The 18567-nt window shown below is 70.3% G+C and carries 16 protein-coding genes; 12 read left to right on the forward strand and 4 right to left on the reverse strand.

Going from position 1 to position 18567, the window contains the following annotated elements:
• Positions 1 to 53: 53 nt before the first annotated feature.
• The gene (locus ABD169_RS05070; RefSeq protein ID WP_344030125.1) at positions 54 to 1382 is read right to left on the reverse strand and encodes a flavin-containing monooxygenase; all 1329 of its coding nucleotides are present in this window, start codon (positions 1380 to 1382) and stop codon (positions 54 to 56) included.
• 221 nt (positions 1383 to 1603) lie between these two features.
• A complete protein-coding gene (locus ABD169_RS05075; RefSeq protein ID WP_046454343.1) occupies positions 1604 to 2521 on the reverse strand; it encodes a LysR family transcriptional regulator in 918 nt (305 codons plus the stop codon).
• Positions 2522 to 2650: 129 nt separating this feature from the next.
• Here ABD169_RS05075 and ABD169_RS05080 point away from each other — a divergent pair, with 129 nt between their 5' ends.
• The 12 genes from ABD169_RS05080 (at position 2651) to ABD169_RS05135 (ending at position 16774) form a co-directional block, all read left to right on the forward strand.
• Positions 2651 to 3082 carry a RidA family protein gene (locus ABD169_RS05080; protein ID WP_156174916.1) on the forward strand — a complete coding sequence of 144 codons (432 nt, stop codon included), beginning with the start codon at positions 2651 to 2653 and terminating at the stop codon, positions 3080 to 3082.
• Complete coding sequence (locus ABD169_RS05085; RefSeq protein WP_344030131.1) at positions 3079 to 3759, forward strand: DUF1028 domain-containing protein; 681 nt, start codon at positions 3079 to 3081, stop codon at positions 3757 to 3759. Before ABD169_RS05080 ends, ABD169_RS05085 begins: the two co-directional genes overlap by 4 nt.
• A 17-nt stretch (positions 3760 to 3776) precedes the next feature.
• The gene (locus tag ABD169_RS05090; RefSeq protein WP_344030134.1) at positions 3777 to 4928 is read left to right on the forward strand and encodes a M20 family metallopeptidase; all 1152 of its coding nucleotides are present in this window, start codon (positions 3777 to 3779) and stop codon (positions 4926 to 4928) included.
• 94 nt (positions 4929 to 5022) lie between these two features.
• A complete protein-coding gene (locus ABD169_RS05095; protein WP_344030137.1) occupies positions 5023 to 6411 on the forward strand; it encodes an MFS transporter in 1389 nt (462 codons plus the stop codon).
• Positions 6408 to 7898 (forward strand): aldehyde dehydrogenase family protein, encoded by a 1491-nt coding sequence (locus ABD169_RS05100; protein WP_344030140.1) that lies wholly within the window; start codon positions 6408 to 6410, stop codon positions 7896 to 7898. Before ABD169_RS05095 ends, ABD169_RS05100 begins: the two co-directional genes overlap by 4 nt.
• Before the next feature lie 235 nt (positions 7899 to 8133).
• On the forward strand, positions 8134 to 9570 hold the full coding sequence (locus ABD169_RS05105; protein ID WP_344030143.1) for an aspartate aminotransferase family protein: 1437 nt from the start codon (positions 8134 to 8136) through the stop codon (positions 9568 to 9570).
• A gap of 241 nt (positions 9571 to 9811) precedes the next feature.
• Complete coding sequence (locus tag ABD169_RS05110; protein WP_344030146.1) at positions 9812 to 11335, forward strand: APC family permease; 1524 nt, start codon at positions 9812 to 9814, stop codon at positions 11333 to 11335.
• A gap of 116 nt (positions 11336 to 11451) precedes the next feature.
• A complete protein-coding gene (locus tag ABD169_RS05115; RefSeq protein ID WP_046454350.1) occupies positions 11452 to 11643 on the forward strand; it encodes a hypothetical protein in 192 nt (63 codons plus the stop codon).
• 57 nt (positions 11644 to 11700) lie between these two features.
• Entirely contained in the window at positions 11701 to 13167 is a 1467-nt protein-coding gene (gene cls, locus ABD169_RS05120) for a cardiolipin synthase (RefSeq protein ID WP_344031640.1), read from the forward strand.
• Positions 13168 to 13324: 157 nt separating this feature from the next.
• Positions 13325 to 15133, forward strand: a complete 1809-nt coding sequence (locus ABD169_RS05125) for a biotin carboxylase (protein WP_344030150.1) — start codon at positions 13325 to 13327, stop codon at positions 15131 to 15133.
• Between the two features lie 23 nt (positions 15134 to 15156).
• Positions 15157 to 16374: a serine hydrolase domain-containing protein gene (locus ABD169_RS05130; protein ID WP_344030154.1), complete on the forward strand. Its 1218-nt coding sequence runs from the start codon at positions 15157 to 15159 to the stop codon at positions 16372 to 16374.
• A gap of 52 nt (positions 16375 to 16426) precedes the next feature.
• Positions 16427 to 16774: a YbjQ family protein gene (locus ABD169_RS05135; protein WP_046454351.1), complete on the forward strand. Its 348-nt coding sequence runs from the start codon at positions 16427 to 16429 to the stop codon at positions 16772 to 16774.
• 53 nt (positions 16775 to 16827) lie between these two features.
• Here ABD169_RS05135 and ABD169_RS05140 read toward each other — a convergent pair whose 3' ends face one another.
• Positions 16828 to 17415: a histidine phosphatase family protein gene (locus ABD169_RS05140; protein ID WP_046454352.1), complete on the reverse strand. Its 588-nt coding sequence runs from the start codon at positions 17413 to 17415 to the stop codon at positions 16828 to 16830.
• Positions 17412 to 18566 (reverse strand): ABC transporter ATP-binding protein, encoded by a 1155-nt coding sequence (locus ABD169_RS05145; RefSeq protein WP_344030158.1) that lies wholly within the window; start codon positions 18564 to 18566, stop codon positions 17412 to 17414. Before ABD169_RS05145 ends, ABD169_RS05140 begins: the two co-directional genes overlap by 4 nt.
• Position 18567 lies beyond the last annotated feature (1 nt).

Consider the following 18567-nt stretch of genomic DNA (forward strand, 5'->3'; position numbering starts at 1 on the left):
GCAGCAGGGCCCCGACCGGTTTCGACCGTTCGGGGCCCTGCTGCGTTCGGTGCTCAGGCCGTGGCAGCGGTGAGCTCCGGGCGGACGTCGGCCGGGGCCGTGGACGGGGCCGCGGCCGGGCGCCCGTTCCCCGTGTAGCCCAGGTAGCCGCGCTGGATCTCGATCTGCTCGGCGACGTACTTGGCGTCGTGCCACACGCCCCAGATGAAGCTGGATCCGCGGCGCGACTGCCAGGGCAGGCCGAGGAAGTAGATGCCGGGCTCGGCCGAGACCCCGCGCTCGTGCCGGGGGCGGCCCTGCGCGTCGACGGCGCCCTCGGGCAGCCAGCGGTAGTCGACCCGGAACCCGGTGGCCCACACGATCGAGCCGACACCGGCCTCGGCGAGGTCCAGCGAGCGGATCGGGTGCACGACCGATTCGGGGAGGGGGTCGAGCTCCCGCGCCGCGGGCTCCTCGGGCAGGTCGATGCCGGTGCGGGAGATGTAGGCGTCGGCCTGGTCGAGGACGGACAGGTAATTCGCATCGCCCGCGCGCACGTCCCGCTCGAGGTCGGGGCCGAACGAGATCACGCCGTCGGCATAGGCGTCCGCCCGCCCGACGAGGGTGATCCCGTCCGCGGCGAGGTCGCGGAAGTCGATGGTGCGGCCGCCGTGCGCGCCGCTGACCGCGATGGTCGTGTGCTCGGCGCCGGCCGGGGGCGTGGACTTCTCCCAGAGGCCGAGCGTGCCGAGCCACCAGACGAAGCTGCGGTCGCGGTAGCGCTGCGGCGGGCGGTCGTGCGCGCCGACGGCGAGGAACACCTCGCGGCCGGACGCCCGCAGCTCGTCGGCGATCTGCACGCCGGAGGATCCTGCGCCGACCACGAGCACGGCACCGTCGGGCAGCTGCTCGGGGTTGCGGTACGCGCTCGAGTGGATCTGCTCGACGCCGGCCGACTCGGGCACCACGGCGGGCACGGCGGGCACCTGGAAGGCGCCGGTCGCCGCGATCACGTACGCGGCGCGGATCGGTCCGGCACTGGTCTCGGCGATGAAACCGCCGTGCGCGGGATCGCGTTGCACTCCGAGCACCTCGACGCCGGTACGGATCGGCAGCGCGAACTTCTCGGCGTACTGCTCGAAGTATCGGGCGACGCGCTCCTTGGGCGCGAAGGCGTCGGGATCGACGTCGTCGAACTCGAGCCCGGGGAACCGGTCGTGCCAGGCGGGGCCGTTGGCGACGAGCGAGTCCCAGCGCTCGCTGCGCCAGCGCTCGGCGATGCGGCTCCGTTCGAGCACGATGTGGGGGATCCCGGCGGCGCTCAGGTGCTCGCTCGCGGCGATCCCCGCCTGCCCGGCTCCGATGACGAGGACTTCGGTGACCTCGACCTCCTGGCTCGACATCTTCGTTCTCCACTCTGCTGGGTGCGATTCGGGATCCGGCCGGTCGCGACGGTGCGCCGGCCTCGGATTCCCCCAGCAAACCTCAGCGGGTACGGAGAGCGCCAATAGTCATTCGCGGTCCCCTGGATCGCTCAAAGCGATGCAGAAGCGAATCGCGATCACCGCAGCGCATCGAGGATGCGAGAGCGAACGAGTGAGGGTGCGAGAGCGAGGAGAACGGTTCAGTGCGCGGTCTCGGCGAGGATCTCCCGCGCGGTCGCCTCGACCGCGCGGGCCCGGGTCGAGCGCTGCATCTGCGCGAGCGAGGCGACCGCGACGCTCAGGCCGGGCAGCGGGTCGCTGATCTCGAGCACGACGAGGCGCTCGCCCGAGTACGTCTCGTTCGTGCGCGGTCGCTGGTTGAGGATCGAGTAGCCCAGCCCGGTGGCGACCATCGAGCGCACGGTCTCGTAGCTCGCCGTGCGGTACTTCAGCACCGGGGTGATGCCGGCCTGGCGCAGCAGCCCCAGGAAGTAGTCGCGGCTGCTCGGCAGGTCGAGCAGCACGAACGGATCCTCGGCGAGCTCGGCGAGCGCGACGCTCCCGCGGTCCGCGAGCCGATGCTCCGCGCCCACGAGCACGTGCGGCTGGAATTCGCCGATGACGGTGCGGTCGAGTCCCTCGGAGTCCGAGAACTGGTAGGCGATCGCGAGCTCCGCCCGCCCGCCGCGGAGGGCTCCCAGCACCTCGTCGTCGTCGCCCTCGATGACCTGCACGTCGAGGTCGGGGTGGCGGTCCTGCAGGCGCCCGAGCAGGTGGGGGAGCAGGAAAGGCGCGAAGGTGTTGAAGCACGCGATGGTGATGCTGCCGCGCACCTCGTGCTGCTCGGCGCGGATCGAGTCGATCGTGTCGGTGAGGAGGCCGAAGAGCTGGTGCGAGTCTCGCAGCAGGGTCTCGCCCGCCGGGGTCAGGATCAGGCCCTTGGAGTGCTGCCGGATGAACAGGGCTGTGCCGAGCGAGCGCTCGAGGTGCGAGATCGCGGTGGACACGGCCGACTGCGCGACGTGCAACTGCTGGCTGGCCGCCGTCATGTTGAGCGTCTTCGCGCATTCGACGAAGTAGCTCAGCTGCGTGAGCGTGATGGAGAAGCGCTGCGTCATCGGAGCTCCTTCGGCTCGATCTGCTGGAGCGATCGAGCCTCTATCTTTTGGCTATTTTACAGATGGAGTGTGGCCTCCCAACAATAGTGCTGCGACGTGAATGGCGTGCGCAAGGCTCGACGAGGAGGCATCGTGACGGAGACGCACCTGCGACTGCGGAAGTTCAACACCAAAGAGACCTACCCGGAGCAGAACCTCGACAACGATCTGTGCCAGGCCGTCGTCGCGAACGGCGTCGTCTACCTGCGCGGTCAGATCGGCCAGGACCTCGAGACCCGCGAGTCGGTCGGGATCGGCGACGTCGTCGCCCAGACCGAGCGCGCCATGCAGAACATCGAGATGCTGCTCGGCGAGGCCGGCAGCAGCCTCGCCGACATCGTCAAGGTCACCGTCTACATCATCGATCCCCGCTACCGCGAGGACGTCTACCGCACCATGGGGAAGTACCTGAAGGGCGTCTACCCGGTCTCGACCGGCATCGTCGTGCAGGCGCTCGCGCGTCCCGAGTGGCTGGTCGAGATCGACGCCACCGCCGTGATCAGCGGGACGAGCGGCGCATGACCTTCTCGCTCATCCTCAGGGATCCGGAGACCGGCGAGTTCGGCTCCGCGATCTCGTCGTCCTCGCCCGCGGTCGCCGCGCGATGCGTCAACCTCGCCGACGATCTGGGCGGCGCCCACTCGCAGAACGTCACCGATCCGCGGCTCGGGCCCGCGCTCATCGAGCGCCTCCGCGCCGGGGACTCCGCCCAGCAGGCGATCGACGCCGTCGTCGCGGCGGCGGATCCGGCCACCATCGACTTCCGTCAGCTGCTCGTGCTCGACGCCTCCGGTGCTCCGGCCGTGTTCTCGGGGACCCGTGCGCTCGGCATCTTCGGTTCGGCCGGCCGCGAGAACGCGGTCGCCGGCGGCAACATGCTCGCGAGCCTCGACGTACTCGATGCGCTCGTCGACACGGCGCTGACCGTCCCCGGCCGGATCGAGGAGCGTCTGCTCGCCGCGCTGCGCGCTGCGGTCGCCGCGGGCGGCGAAGCGGGCCCGGTGCACTCGGCCGGAATCTCGGTCGTGGGAAGCGCCGGTTGGCGAGTCACCGACCTCCGCGTCGACTGGGCCGAGGACGACCCGATCGAGCAGCTCGGCCGCGCGCTCGACGAGTGGCTGCCGCAGCGGGACGACTACGTGAGCCGAGGACTGAACCCGGCGGCGGCGCCCTCGTACGGCGTGCCCGGCGACGAATAGCGACGGAGCGGATCCCCATGATCACTGACGCGGACGCGCTGAAGCGGCGGATCGCCGCGCGGCGCGACGAACTCGACGGCGAGCTGGTCGCGCTGTCGGACGGCCTGCACGACGACCCCGAGCTCGGCTGGCAGGAGCACCGCTCCTCCGCCGCGGTCGCGGGCCTGCTCGCAGCGCACGGCTTCGCGATCGAACAGCCCTATCTCGGGCTCGACACGGCGTTCCGGGCGACCATCGGATCCGGGCCGTTCACCGTCGGGTTCCTCGCCGAGTACGACGCGCTGCCCGGGCTCGGCCATGCCTGCGGCCACAACCTCATCTCGGCCATGTCGGCGGGCGGAGCGCTCGCGCTCGCCGCCGTCGCGGAGGACGCCGGGCTCACCGTCGAGGTGATCGGAACCCCGGCCGAGGAGGGCGGCGGCGGCAAGATCGTGCTGCTCGACCGCGGGGCGTTCCGCGAGCTCGACCTCGCGCTCATGGCCCACCCCGCGCCCGTCGACGTCGCCGAGGCGCGGCCCTTCGCCGTCGCCCACTGGCACGTCCGCTACGACGGTCGTGCCGCGCACGCCGCCGCCTACCCGGAACGGGGCGTCAACGCGAACGACGCGTTCATCGTCGCGCAGACCGCCATCGCCCTGCTGCGGCAGCAGCTGCCCGCGGGCGTGCGGGTGCACGGCGTGCAGACCCGCGGGGGAGAGGCGCCGAACGCGATTCCCGAGCGCACCGAGGGGCGCTGGTACGTGCGCGCCGAGACCATGGAGCAGCTGCTCGAGACCGAGACCCGGGTGCTGCGCTGCTTCGAGGCCGGGGCGCTCGCGACCGGTGCCGAGCTGACCGTCACGCCCGAGAGCGAGCGCTACGCCGAGATGCGCACCGACGTCGAGGCGCAGGAGTACTACCGGGCCAACGCGATCCGCCTCGGGCGCGACTTCGACGTCGACCCCGACGCCGCGACCATGAACCGCGCCTCGACCGACATGGGCAACGTGTCGCAGATCGTGAACGCGATCCACCCCTACATCGGCGTCGGCGGCACCGCCAGCAACCACCAGCCCGCGTTCGCCGAGGCCTGCGTCGGCCCGCTCGCCGAGCAGGCTCTGCGGGACGGCGCCACCGCGCTCGCCTGGACCGCCCTCGACGTCGCGCTCGCGCGCGGCGGCACCCGGTAGGACGCCGGGCCCACCGAGGCCCGGCGTCCGAGCCGGGAACCGTGCGAACACCGGCCGTTCGCGACCATCCGCCCCAGCAGCAAAGGAACCGTCAATGTCGACCTCCGAACCCGTCCGAGAGCTCAGCGATCTCGTCGACCAGAAGAGCCTGCGCAAGAGCGTGGCCGCCGGTGCCATCGGAGTGCTGGTGCACTGGTTCGACTGGGCGGTCTACGCCTACCTCGCCGGAACCATCGCCTCCGTGTTCTTCCCCGAGGAGAGCGCGACCGCCGGCCTGCTCGCGACCTTCGCGGTGTTCGCGGTCTCCTTCCTCGTGCGCCCGCTGGGCGCGATCATCTTCGGACGGCTCGGCGACCGGCTCGGCCGCAAGCAGACCCTCTCGATCGTGATCCTCGCGATGGCGCTCTCCACGCTCGTCCTCGGCCTGCTGCCCGGCTATTCCTCCATCGGCATCGCGGCGCCGATCCTGCTCATCGCGACGCGCATCGTGCAGGGCCTCGCGGCCGGAGGCGAGTTCGGCAGCGCGGCAGCCTTCCTCGGCGAGTTCTCGCCGGCGAAGCGCCGCGGCTTCGGCGTCAGCTGGCTCGAGTTCGGCAGCCTCCTCGGATTCCTGCTGGCCTCGTTCGCGGTGTTCCTGCTGAACCTCGCCTTCGACGCGCAGCAGATCGCCGATTGGGCGTGGCGCATCCCGTTCCTCGTCACCGTCCCGCTCGGCTTCATCGGCCTCTACATCCGACGCCGGATCGAGGACACCCCCGAGTTCCAGCAGCTGCAGGAGCTCGAGACCGTCTCGCACGCCCCCGTCAAGGAGGTGTTCCAGCGCAACCTCAAGGAGTTCATCCAGACCTGCGGCATGGAGATCTTCATGAACGTCACGTTCTACGTAGTGCTCGTGTACCTGCTGACCTATCAGGAGGTCACCGTCGGCATCGACGCCGGTCGCGCGGCGCTCCTATCGACGCTCGCCTCCGCCCTCGGCCTCATCGTCGTCCCCCTCGCGGGGATCCTGTCGGACCGCGTCGGTCGCAAACCCGTGCTGCTCGCCGCGGCGATCGCGCTCACGGTGCTCTCCGTCCCGCTGTTCATGCTGATGAACAATCCCGCGCCGTGGGCGACCTTCGCCTCGACCCTCGGGCTCGCACTGATCCTCGCGATCGTGCTCGGCACCCACGCGGTCACCGTCGTCGAACTGTTCCCGACCCGCACGCGGCAGACCGGCCTCTCGATCGCCTACGCCGTCACCGCGGCGCTCTTCGCCGGCACCGCGCCCTACCTGCTGACCTGGCTCATCGACACGACCGGCAATCAGCTCGTCCCCGGCTTCTTCCTCGTCGGCGTCGGCATCGTCGGCCTGGTCACCGTGCTCAGCCTTCCCGAGACCCGCGGCATCCCGCTGCTCAAAGCGCAGGACCTCGAGACCGCGACCGTCACGATCCCCGACATCCGCACATCCCGCACCACCTCCGAAGGAGACCAGTCATGACCCGCACCCACGCCGAATGGACGGCCGCCGCCGCGGCCCTCGTCTTCGACGGTCGCCCCGTGATCGACGGCGCCCGACGCGCCGCCGCCTCGGGCCGGACCATCGAGAAGACCAACCCGGCGACGGGCGAGGTCCTCTCGCAGATCCACGACTGCGGGCCCGAAGAGGTCGACGCCGCGGTCGCAGCCGCCCGAGCCGCCTACGAGTCGGGCGCCTGGTCGCGCGCGGGCGCCGGATTCCGCCGGGAGCGCCTGCTCGAGCTCGCCCGCCTGATCGAGGCGCGAGCCGACGAGTTCGCCCTCTACGACTCCCTCGACATGGGCAAGCCCGTGCGCGAATCGTCGACCATCGACGCCCCCGGTTCCGCGGCGCTCTACCGCTTCTACGCCGAGGCGATCGAGAAGACCGAGGATCTGATCCCCGTCACCCCGCCCGGATCCACCGCCCTCGTCACCCGGGAGGCCCTCGGCGTCGTCGCTGTCATCGTCGCCTGGAACTACCCGCTCGAGATCGCCACCTGGAAGCTCGCCCCCGCGCTCGCCGCGGGCAATGCCGTCGTGGTGAAGCCGCCGGTGGAGGCGTCGCACTCGGCGCTGCTGCTCGCCGAGCTCGCGATCGAGGCGGGGATCCCCGCCGGGATCCTCAACGTCGTTCCGGGCCGCGGCTCGGTGGTCGGCAAGGCGCTCGCGCTGCACGAGGACGTCGACATGCTCGCGTTCACCGGATCGACCGAGGTCGCGAAGCAGCTGCAGCAGTATGCCGGGCAGTCGAACATGAAGCGTCTCGCGCTCGAGGCGGGCGGCAAGAGTTCCAACCTGATCTTCGCCGACTGCGACGACCTGAAGCTCGCGGCCGAGAAGGCCGCGTTCGGCAGTTTCTACAACCAGGGCGAGGTCTGTTCGGCGAACTCCCGGATCTTCGTCGAACGATCCGTGTACGAGGAGTTCCTGCGGCTGTACGCGGAGGCCGCCGCGGCGTACGCGCCGGGGGATCCGCTCGACCCGGCCTCGGGCATCGGCTCGCTCGTCTCCGAGGCGCACGCCGACTCCGTGTGGGCGACCATCGAGAACGCGCGCCGCGACGGCCGGATCGTCGCGGGCGGCACCCGGCCCGAGATCAACGGATCCCGGGCGTTCATCGAACCGACCATCGTGACCGACGTGCCCGCGGACCACGAGGTGCACACGCGCGAGATCTTCGGCCCGGTCGCCGTCGTGACCCCGTTCGACTCCGAGGAGGAGGCGATCGTGCACGCGAACGGGACCCCCTACGGTCTCGCGGCCTCGCTCTGGACGGGATCGCTCGCGCGGGCGCACCGCGTCTCGTCGCGCCTGGTCGCCGGAACGGTCTCGGTGAACACCGTCGATGCGCTCGGCTTCACTACCCCGTTCGGCGGGTTCAAGCAGTCCGGCTTCGGGCGCGACCTCTCGGTGCACGCCCTCGAGAACTACACGGATTACAAGACCACCTGGATGCAGTGGGGCTGACCCTTCCAGCTGGTCGAGCGAGCCTGCGAGTCGCAGGATCCACCCGGATCCTGCGACTCCTTCGTCGCGCAAGATGATGGAAGGACCGAAGCGCTCCCGCCCGCGATCCTGCATCTGATCGCGCGATGCAGGCGAGCCGATTTCGCTATTTTGCCGATGCTCCCGGCGGTGCGACGATGGCACCAGAGGCGGTTTCACGCCCAGTCAGAGCCGACTGAGAGGACTCTCAAGAATCATGACCCTGCAGCAGGAGACGGTGTCGTTCGAGGACGCCGCGACGGATACGCCCAGCGGCCTCGCCGAGATCGCGAAGCGCCACCTGGTGATGAACTTCACCCCGGCCTCCAAGTACCGGGAGGACGAGCTCCCCGTCTTCGTGCGGGGCGAGCACTGCTCGGTGTTCGACGAGAGCGGCCGGCGCTTCTTCGACGGCCTCGCCGGCCTGTTCTGCGTGCAGCTCGGCTACACCCACGGCGCCGAGGTCGGCGACGCGGTCCGCGAGCAGCTCGCGGCGCTGCCGTACCAGACCACCTGGAGCGTCACCCACCCGCCGGCCGCGCTGCTCGCCCAGAAGATCGCGCAGCTCGCCCCCGGCGACCTGAACCGCGTGTTCTTCGCGTCGGGCGGCGGCGAGTCGAACGAGGCCGCGATCAAGCTCGCCCGCCAGTACCAGCAGACCATCGGTCAGGGCACCCGCACCAAGTTCATCGCCCGCCGCGTCGCCTACCACGGCACCAGCTTTGGCGCGATGTCGCTGAACGGCATGACGAACGTGCGGGCCATGTTCGAACCGCTGATGTCGGGCGTCCGCCACACTCACAACACCAAGACCTACCGCCGCCCCGAGGGCGAGACCCCCGAGCAGACCACCGCGTTCCTGCTCGGCGAGATCGAGTCGCTCATCGTGCAGGAGGGGCCCGAGACGATCGCCGCGATCATCATGGAGCCGCTGCAGAACGCCGGCGGCAGCCTGAAGCCGCCGACGCCCGAGTACTTCGCCGGCGTGCGCGCCCTGTGCGACAAGTACGGGATCCTCATGATCGCCGACGAGGTCATCACCGGCTTCGGCCGCCTCGGCTCGTGGTTCGGCTCGCAGCACTACGACTTCCAGCCCGACATGATCGTCTTCGCGAAGGGCATCGCGTCGGCGTACGTGCCCCTCGGCGGCGTCATCGCGAGCGACCGGATCATCGAGACCGTGCTCGACGGCCCCGTGGGCATGTTCAACCACGCGCTGACCTACGGCGGCCACCCGGTCGCCTGCGCCGCGGCGCTGAAGAACCTCGAGATCATGGAGCGGGAGGGCGTCGTCGAGAACGTCGCCGCGCTGAGCCCCTACCTCGAGGAGCGGCTCTCCGCGGTCGCCGAGAAGCACACCGCGATCGTCGGCGACTTCCGCGGCGACGGCTTCCACCGCAGCTTCGAGCTCGTCACGAACAAGCGGACGAAGACCTGGGAGGACGACGTCATCAGCGCGGGCGACTTCGTGGGCGCCCATCTGAACCCGGCGCTCGCCGAGGTCGGGCTCATCTGCCGTGTCGCGATCGACGCCGAGGGCAACCCGCTCGTGCAGGTCTCGCCCCCGCTGGTCATGACCCGCGCTGACATCGACGAGCTCGCCGATCTGCTGGACCGCGCCTTCGTCCTGGCGACGGAGCGCGCCGGGCTGTAGCGAGCGGCCGGAGCGCACGGCAGATCCGGCGCCGAGGTGCCCCGTGCGGGGGTTCTGACTCTGCAGAACCCCCGCACTGGGCACTTCGGCGTGCCCGCGTGCCAGAGGGCACGCGCCCGCAGATCGAGCGTGCCCGGGGCGTTCTGCTGAGCAGATCGGCTGCATAGGAAACCGCTGTTCGCATTCCCGCGCGGATTCTCGTTTGCTGGTGCAGAACCCTTCAATGAGGAAAGGAATCACCGTGAGCACAGCAGCTCCCGAGACGGCGCCGACGCAGATGGCGCTCGAGGAATCGAAGCACCTGCAGAAGACGCTCGGCCGTTTCGATATCGTCTTCCTGGTCGTCGCCGCCGTCGTATCGATCGAGGTGCTCGGCCAGGTCGCCGGCTACGGCGGTGAGACCTTCACCTGGACCCTGGTGCTCACGGTGCTGTTCCTGGTGCCCTACGCGCTCATCTTCGCCGAGACCGGCGGCGCGTTCACCGAGGAGGGCGGCGTCTACACCTGGGTGCGCCAGGCCTTCGGACGCTTCGCGGGGGCCATCGCGGCGATGCTCACCTGGGTGACGCAGCCCGTGTGGGTGGGCGGAACGAGCGCGTTCATCGCGGTCGAGACCTGGTCGGCGTACGTGGCGCCGATCGATCACGGATCGTTCTGGGACTACGGCTTCAAGCTCATCTTCATCTGGGTGACCGTCGCGAGCGCGATCGTCAGCCTGAAGCACGGCAAGTGGCTGCCCACGCTCGGCGCCCTGCTGAAGGTGGCGTTCCTCGCGTTCTTCCTCGTCGTCACCGTCATCTACGGCGTGCAGCACGGCTTCCAGGGGCTCACCGCCTCCTATTTCGCCCCCACCCTCACCGGGTTCCTCGGGCTCACTCCGCTGCTGCTGTTCTCGTTCCTCGGCTTCGAGTCGGGCAACAGCGCGGCGGGCGAGATGAAGAATCCGGGCCGCGACGTACCGGTGTCGATCGCCCGCTCGGCAGGGATCGCAGCCGCGAGCTACCTGCTGCCGATCCTCGCGATCCTGCTCGTCGTCCCGGTCGAGAAGATCCAGGGCATCAGCGGACTGTTCGAGGCGGTCGCGACCGTGTTCTCGATCTTCGGGGACGGCGCGGGCACCATGCTCACCATCTCGGCGATCGTCTTCATCTTCGTGCTCATGTCGCAGGGCGGCGCGTGGATGATCATCAGCGACCGCATGCAGGCGATGGCCGCGGCCGACGGATCCTTCTTCGGCGGCTTCTTCGGCAAGATCCACCCGGGTCTCGGCACGCCGGTTCGGGTGAACACCATGTCGGGCATCGTCGGCACCGTGTTCATGCTCGCCGCGATGGTCTTCGTCAACGGTCAGGCCGGGGCCCTGTTCCAGGTCGTGCTGACGATCTGCATCTCGACGTTCCTCATGAGCTACCTGTTCGCGATCCCGGCGGCCATCAGCCTCCGCAAGAAGTTCCCCGACGTGCACCGGCCCTACCGGGTGCCCGTCAACAACGTCGTCTGGAAGCTGTTCGGCGTGATCTGCACGGCCTGGATCGCGCTGGGCACCTGGGTCGCGATCTTCCCGGGGACGCTCGAGGCCCTGTTCGGCGTCGAGTACCCCTTCGCCGACATCTGGGGCGTCGATCAGGGCACCTTCTCGGTGTTCACGCTCTCGACCCTCGGCGTCATCGTGCTCATCGGCGTCGCCGGCTACCTGCTCGGCCGGCGGCTGCGCCAGCCGACCGAGGCGATCGCGGTGGTCGGCGAGCGGGTCACGGCCGGCTGATCCCGGACGACGGCGAACCGTCGTCACCCGCGACGGGCGGGGAGCGTTCCGCGCTCCCCGCCCGTCCGCGTTCGGCTCCCAGGCTCCGGCGTTCGCTTCGGGGTAGGATGGCGGGCATGGAGAACTGGTGGGTCAATGCGCTCTGGTCGATCACCCCGACCGTGCTGATCGGCATCTTCTTCTTCTCGGTGCTGCGCCTCATCCTGCGCGCCGACCGCACCGAGCGACGCGTCTACCGCGAAATCGAGAACGAGGAGCGCGCGAAGCTCGGGCTGCCTCCGGCCGACGCCGCCGACAGCACCCGATAAGGTAGCCCCGAGCCCTGAGCCGGCTCGGAGGGGACGGACTGGGTGTTCAACCTGATCATGGGTCTGGACTGGCCGTGGATCTGGACCGTCGGCATCTTCATCGTCGACAACCTGATCCGCGTGATCGCGGTGTTCGTGGTGCCTCGAAACCGCCGCCCGACGTCCGGCATGGCCTGGCTCATGGCGATCTTCCTCCTGCCGATCCCCGGCCTCCTGCTGTTCCTCGTGATCGGCAGCAACCACCTGCCGAAGGCCCGGGTCGAGAAGCAGGACGCCATCAACCAGATGGTGGCGGAGCTGGCCCAGCGCGAGGGCCAGGCCCTCGTGACCGATGCGGACTCCCTGCCTCCGGGCATCGAGAGCGCGGTGCGCCTCGGCAGTTCGCTCGGCGCGCAGCCGATGCTGCGCGGCAATTCGGCGTCGATCTGCATCGACTACGGGATCTCGCTCGAGCGCATGGCCGCCGCGATCCGCGAGGCCAAGGAGTACGTGCACGTCGAGTTCTACATCCTCGTGCACGACGAGACCACCGACGTGGTGTTCCAGGCGATGCGCGAGGCCGCCGCGCGCGGCGTCAAGGTGCGCGTGCTGCTCGATCACATCTCGGCGAAGCGCAACCCGGGCGAGAAGCGCACGGCGCGGAGCCTCACCGACATGGGCGCCGAGTGGGCGTACCTGCTGCCGGTGCGTCCGCTGAAGGGGCAGTACCAGCGCCCCGATCTGCGCAACCACCGCAAGCTGCTCGTCGTCGACGGCACGGTCGGATTCATGGGCTCGCAGAACCTCGTCGATTCGAGCTACAACAAGCCGTCGAACCGGCGGCGCGGCCTGCACTGGAAGGACCTCATGGTGCGGGTCGAGGGCCCCATCGTGCTCGGCCTCGAGGCCGTGTTCCAGGGCGACTGGTACCTCGAGACCGGGGAGCTGCTCGCGCACCTCGCGGAGTCCGACTTCGAGTCGGATCGCCCCGGCGCTCTCGACTGCCAGATCGTGCCGAGCGGTCCCGGGTACGCGGGCGAGAACAACCTGCAGGTCTTCGTCGCTCTGCTCTACGCGGCGCAGCGGCGCATCAGCATCACGAGCCCCTACTTCGTGCCCGACGGCTCGATCATGAACGCGCTCCGCGCCGCGACGGCGCGCGGGGTCGAGGTGGAGCTCTTCGTCTCGGAGACCGGGGATCAGGCCGTCGTCTACCACGCGCAGCGCTCCTACTACGACGAGCTGCTGCGCGCCGGCGTGCGCATCTGGATGTACCGTCCGCCGTACATCCTGCACTCGAAGCACTTCACCATCGACGATTCGGTCGCGGTGGTCGGGTCCTCGAACATGGATCAGCGCTCCTTCGGTCTCAACATGGAGATCTCGATGGTCGTCCACGGCGAGGGCTTCGTGCGCGAGCTCGACGAGGTCATCGACTACTACCGGGCCAATTCGCGCGAGCTCACCGCCGAAGAATGGAAGCGTCAGCCGCTGCCCGCGCAGCTGCTCGACGGACTCGCCCGCCTCACCTCCGCGCTCCAGTAGCATCCGCGGATCCTGGCCCCTCCGGCGGCGGGATCCGCGATCGGGTCACCGCTTCGACGGAGGATCTGCGGTGCGCCTCGCGCGCCCCTCCGCCGTTTTGGAGAACGGGGATTCTGCGTGTCAGGATGCTCGCACCTCTCCACGGAAGGACAACGCAATGGCGCGTGACACCGATCTCCAGACCCCCGTGACCGAAGCGGCGACGACCGCCGATCCGGCGGCGAAACCGCGGGCCTCGCGGCCCCGGACCGCAGCGAAGAGCGCAGGCGCGAGCGCCGCGTCGAAGAGCAGCGCGGCGAAGAGGACGGCGTCGAAACCCGCGGTCGCCAAGAAGGCCGCGACACGGGCCTCCGCGGCCAATCCCGCGAAGGCGGCGAAGCCCGCTGCCGCGGCGGTCGAGGCGCCTGCCGAGGTGCCCCAGGCCGCCAAGAGCGCCCTCGCCGCGATCGCCCGTCGCAAGCGCCCCCGCAAGGAGCCCAAGACCGGCCCCGTCACCATCGGCCGCAGCGGATCGACCAAGCTCAAGAACATCTCCGAGATCCGCCACTACTTCCGGACGAACGAGTCGCCCGTCTTCTTCGTCGGCGCGACGGCCTTCAACCTGCTCGGCCTCGATCGTTGGGTGCGCGGCTTCTCGTACATCACCTACTACGACAGCTGGGACGGCGCGCACCCGCGCGTGTTCAGCCCGAGCGACAAACCCTACGTCGAGTTCGAGAGCGGCGAGGACATCAACAACTGGCTGCTCAGCAACCACGAGGTGCGGGCGCACATCGAGCGCCAGACGCCCCCGGGCCTGCGCCCGAAGATCGTCATGGTGTTCTTCGACGAGCGCACCGAGCGGATCTGCGAGGAGCTCGACTACGAACTGATCCTGCCGTCGCACGCGCTGCGCGAGCGGCTCGATTCCAAGATCGTGACGACGCAGATCGCGGACTCGGTCGGCGTGCCGAGCGTGCCGAACATCCTCACGACCGTCGCCGATTGGGACGAGCTGGTGCGCGCCGTCGACGCCGCCGGGCTCGGCCGGGACCTCGTGATCCAGACCGCCTACGGCGACTCCGGCAAGACCACCTACTTCGTGACGAGCGAGGAGGAGTTCGACGCGATCGCCGACGAGGTGACGGGCGTCGAGATCAAGGTCATGAAGCGGATCAACAATCGGCCGATCGCGGTCGAGGCCGTGATCACGCGCCAGGGCACCGTCGTGGGCCCCTGCATGACCGAGATCACGGGGCACGCCGAGCTGACGCCCTACCGCGGCGGCTGGGCGGGCAACGAGATGTTCCCGACGGTGCTCGACGATGGAAGCCGCCATGCGGCGATCCAGCTCGTGCGCAAGCTCGGCGACCGGCTCGGGGCCGAGGGGTACCGCGGCTTCTTCGAGGTCGACGTGCTGCTCGACACCGACACGGGTGACGTCTACCTGGGCGAGCTGAACCCGCGCGTCAGCGGCGCTTCGGCGATCACCAACGTGACCGCCGGCGCCTACGCGGACGTGCCGCTGTTCGCCTTCCACCTGCTCGAGTACGCGGGCATCGACTTCGAGATCGACGTCGACGAGATCAACGCCCGCTGGGAGGACCTCGCGTCCGAGGACGAGTGGAGCCACATGGTGATCAAGCACACCTCGAGCACGGTGGAGCGGATCAACGCCGCCCCGCGCACGGGGCGCTACGTGCTCGACCACTCGGGCCGTCTCACCTACACGCACGGGGACCTCGACTGGCACCTGCTGAGCAACGAGGCCGAGGCGTTCTACCTGCGCATCTACGACGCGGGCGACTACCGCTGGAAGGGCGCGGACCTCGGGATCCTCGTCACCAAGGCGCACCTCGAGGCGGACCACGGCGGGCTCACGATCCACGCCAAGTACCTGATCGATGCGATCCGCGGCATGTACTACGCGACGCCGGTCGAGGGCGGCGAACCCGAGCTCAAGCCGGCACCGGCCAAGGGCAAATGACGGGAGCGTGGGATACTCGCCTGATGATCGCAGACGCTGACGCCGCAATGAGCACGCCCGCGGACGCCGGGATCGAGGTGCCGCCGCTCGACCAGTGGCAGTTCGCCCCGTACCTGCAGTGGTCGATGCAGAACATCCAGTCCTTCCTGCCGGTGCGGCAGATCCGACGCGGGGTGCGCAGCACCGAGTTCGGGGCCCGGGCCGCGGAGCTCGGCACCCTCTCGGTCGCCCACCCCTGGGAGGATCGGCACGCCTCGTTCGCCGAGGTGATGGCGATGACCGACACCGACGGGTGGATGATGACGGTCGGCGGGGCCGTGGTCGGCGAGGAGTACTTCGGCACCCTCGCCCCGGGCGGCATGCACCTGCTGATGTCGGTGTCGAAGTCGCTGACCGCGACGACCGCGGGACTGCTCGCCGCTTCCGGTGAGCTCGACCTCGACCGTCCGGTCACCGAGTACGTGCCCCGGCTCGAGGGGTCCGGGTACGATGGCGCGCTCGTGCGGCACCTCGTCGACATGCGCACGGGCGTGCGCTTCTCGGAGGAGTACCTGAACGACGGCGCCGAGGTGCGGCTCCTCGAGGAGGCCATCGGCTGGGCGCCCAAGCGGCACGCCGAGGTGCCCGACACGCTGCTCGACTTCCTCGCGACCCTCGGGCAGCAGGGGCCGCACGGCGGCGCCTTCGACTACAAGTCCTGCGAGACCGACGCGCTCGGCTTCGTGATCGAGGGTGCGACCGGGCAGCCCGCCGCCGACGTCGTGTCGGAGCGTCTCTGGCAGCCGATGGGCGCCGAGTTCGACGCGCACGTGGGCGTCGACAGCGTGGGATCCGGCATGTTCGACGGCGGGATCTCGGCCGCGCTGCGCGACCTGGCGCGCTTCGGCAACCTGTTCGTGAACCGCGGTGCGGCGCTCGACGGAGCCGCGGTGCTCCCCGAATGGTGGGTGGACGACACCTTCGCCGGTGGGCCGGACTCGCGGGAGGCCTTCGCGAACGCGGTCGAGCCGACGCTCATGCCCGGCGGCATGTACCGCAACGGCTTCTGGTTCCCGGGCGAGAGCGGCGACGTGATGCTCGCGCTCGGCATCCACGGACAGATGATCTACATGAACCGGCTGACCGGGGTCGTCGGGGTCAAGGTGTCGAGCTGGCCGACGCCGCAGTACGCCGAGCGCCTGTTCTGGACCCTGCGCGCGTTCGACGCTGCGTCCTGGGCGCTCAGCAGCGGCGCGGCATAGGATCCGAGGTGGGGCGTCGCCGCCCCGCCTTCCGGACGAGAAGAGGAATCCCATGTTCGTAGTCACGACGAATGATGTGCCCGGCTACCGCATCACGCAGGTGCTGGGCGAGGTGATGGGGCTGACGGTGCGCTCCGCGAACTTCGGTCAGAACTTCACCGCGGGCTTCCGCTCGCTCGGCGGCGGCGAGATGCCCGAGTACACCAAGGTCATCTACGAGTCGCGCTGGGAGGTCATGAACCGCATGTGGTCGGAGGCGCAGCAGCGCGGCGCCAACGCGGTCATCGCCATGCGCTTCGATTCCGGATCGATCGGCAGCTTCACCGAGTTCTGCGCCTACGGCACGGCCGTGGTGATCGAGCCCATCGCGCCGCAGGCCCCGGCGAACCCCGCGCAGTAGCGGCCGCGCCGGGTCCCGGGCCTCGGATATCGCGCATCGCGCGAGTCCCGGGGTCAGAGCGCGTGCTGCCCTGCGGGTGCGCCGAGCCTGCGGATCGCCGTGGCTCCGCCGCCCACCGGGAGGATCAGCCACACCTCGCCGTTCAGGATCCGCGGCACCGGCGCTCCGCTCAGCTCCGCGAGCGCCGCGCGCATGAGGGCGCCGTGGGCGATCGCGATCGATCCCGGCGCCTCCTCGCGCAGGCGGGTGAGTGCGGCGGCTCCGCGGCGGGCGAGCGCGTCGGACGTCTCGGCGTCGGGGATCACGAGCCCGGGCCAGCGCTGCTCGGCCTCGGCCACGGGGAGCCCCTCCGCCGCGCCGAAATCGCGCTCGATCAGGTCCGGAACAGGAGCGGGCTCGGGGAGTCCGATCGCGGCCGCGATGATGCGCCCGGTCTCGGCGGCCCGGCCGAGCGGCGAGGCGACGACGCGGGTCCAGGCTCCGGCCGCTCGGAGGAGTTCGGCGCTCTCGCGGGCCTGCGCCCGCCCGCGCGCGTTCAGCGGCACCTCGCTGCGCCCCTGGATCCGCCGTCCGATGTTCCAGTCGGTCTCGCCGTGCCGCACCACTGCGATTCCGCGGGCCGGAGCGTCCGGCCGCTTCATGCGACAGTGCCGAGCGGCTGCCGGGGCGCGGTGCTCGCGCGGTGCTCGGGGAGCGGTTCCTGCGGCGGCGCGGTGGCCGCCCCCGGCTCCTGCTCCGGCCCGAACAGCACGGCCCGTTCGACCTCGACGCGGACCCGTGTGCCGGCGGAGCAGCGCGCACCGGGCATCCTCGAGCGGAGCGTCCGTCCGGACCACCGCACGATGAGCTCATCGCCGCTCCGGCCGAACAGGGAGGACTCGACGGTCGCGGGGCCCGCGGCGTCCGGGATGACCCGAATGTGCTCGGGCTGGATCGCGAGTTCCGCTTCCTCGCCGGACCTCGGACGCGTCCGCGGATCTGCGGACGCGATCCGGTCGAGGGGGATCTCGAGCGGCAGCCCGTGCGCGCGGAAGCGTCCCGGTGCGAGCACGCCCCGCACGATCGCCGCATCGGAGAGGAACCGGGCGACGAACGGCGTCGCCGGTCGATCCAGGAGGTCCGTGGGTGCCCCGACCTGCTGCACGCGCCCGCCGTCGAGCACGACGACCCGATCCGCGAGCGCCAGCGCCTCGCTGCGGTCGTGCGTCACGTGCAGCACGGTGAGCCCGAGCGAATCGGTGAGCGCGCGGAGCTCGAGCCGCAGCCGGTCGCGGAGCGGTTCGTCGAGGGCCGAGAGCGCCTCGTCGAGCAGCAGCACGCGCGGGCGGGCGATGATCGCCCGGGCGATGGCGACGCGCTGCCGCTGACCGCCGGAGAGCGTGGCGGGATCGCGCCGCTCGGTGCCGGGCAGTCCGACGAGGTCGAGCGCCTCGGCGACCCGCCGCCTCCGTTCGGCGCGGGGCACGCCGGCGCGCTGCAGCGGGTACGCGATGTTGCGCCCCACGTTCCAGTGCGGCCAGACCGCGTGCTGCTGGAACACCATGCCGAGCCCGCGGCGCTCCGGTTCGACGCTCCGGTTCGGCGATGCGACCTCGGCATCGCCGATGCTGACGGTGCCCGTGGTCGGCGAGACGAAGCCGGCGACCGTGCGCAGCAGGGTGGTCTTGCCGGACCCGGACGGGCCGACGAGCGCGACGAACTCGCCGTCGCCGATGCGGAGATCGACGTCCGCGAGGCCGAGCTGGCCGCCCGGGTAGGCGAGGCTGACGGAATCGAGGGAGACGGAAGACACG

Source organism: Leucobacter iarius (assembly GCF_039530105.1).
Lineage (GTDB): Bacteria > Actinomycetota > Actinomycetes > Actinomycetales > Microbacteriaceae > Leucobacter > Leucobacter iarius.

Coding starts and splice junctions, on each gene's coding strand:
- ABD169_RS05070 (WP_344030125.1), bottom strand. CDS start 1,382: ATGTCGAGCCAGGAGGTCGAGGTCACCGAAGTCCTCGTCATCGGAGCC.
- ABD169_RS05075 (WP_046454343.1), bottom strand. CDS start 2,521: ATGACGCAGCGCTTCTCCATCACGCTCACGCAGCTGAGCTACTTCGTC.
- ABD169_RS05085 (WP_344030131.1), top strand. CDS start 3,079: ATGACCTTCTCGCTCATCCTCAGGGATCCGGAGACCGGCGAGTTCGGC.
- ABD169_RS05090 (WP_344030134.1), top strand. CDS start 3,777: ATGATCACTGACGCGGACGCGCTGAAGCGGCGGATCGCCGCGCGGCGC.
- ABD169_RS05095 (WP_344030137.1), top strand. CDS start 5,023: ATGTCGACCTCCGAACCCGTCCGAGAGCTCAGCGATCTCGTCGACCAG.
- ABD169_RS05100 (WP_344030140.1), top strand. CDS start 6,408: ATGACCCGCACCCACGCCGAATGGACGGCCGCCGCCGCGGCCCTCGTC.
- ABD169_RS05105 (WP_344030143.1), top strand. CDS start 8,134: ATGACCCTGCAGCAGGAGACGGTGTCGTTCGAGGACGCCGCGACGGAT.
- ABD169_RS05115 (WP_046454350.1), top strand. CDS start 11,452: ATGGAGAACTGGTGGGTCAATGCGCTCTGGTCGATCACCCCGACCGTG.
- cls (WP_344031640.1), top strand. CDS start 11,701: ATGGGTCTGGACTGGCCGTGGATCTGGACCGTCGGCATCTTCATCGTC.
- ABD169_RS05125 (WP_344030150.1), top strand. CDS start 13,325: ATGGCGCGTGACACCGATCTCCAGACCCCCGTGACCGAAGCGGCGACG.
- ABD169_RS05130 (WP_344030154.1), top strand. CDS start 15,157: ATGATCGCAGACGCTGACGCCGCAATGAGCACGCCCGCGGACGCCGGG.
- ABD169_RS05135 (WP_046454351.1), top strand. CDS start 16,427: ATGTTCGTAGTCACGACGAATGATGTGCCCGGCTACCGCATCACGCAG.
- ABD169_RS05140 (WP_046454352.1), bottom strand. CDS start 17,415: ATGAAGCGGCCGGACGCTCCGGCCCGCGGAATCGCAGTGGTGCGGCAC.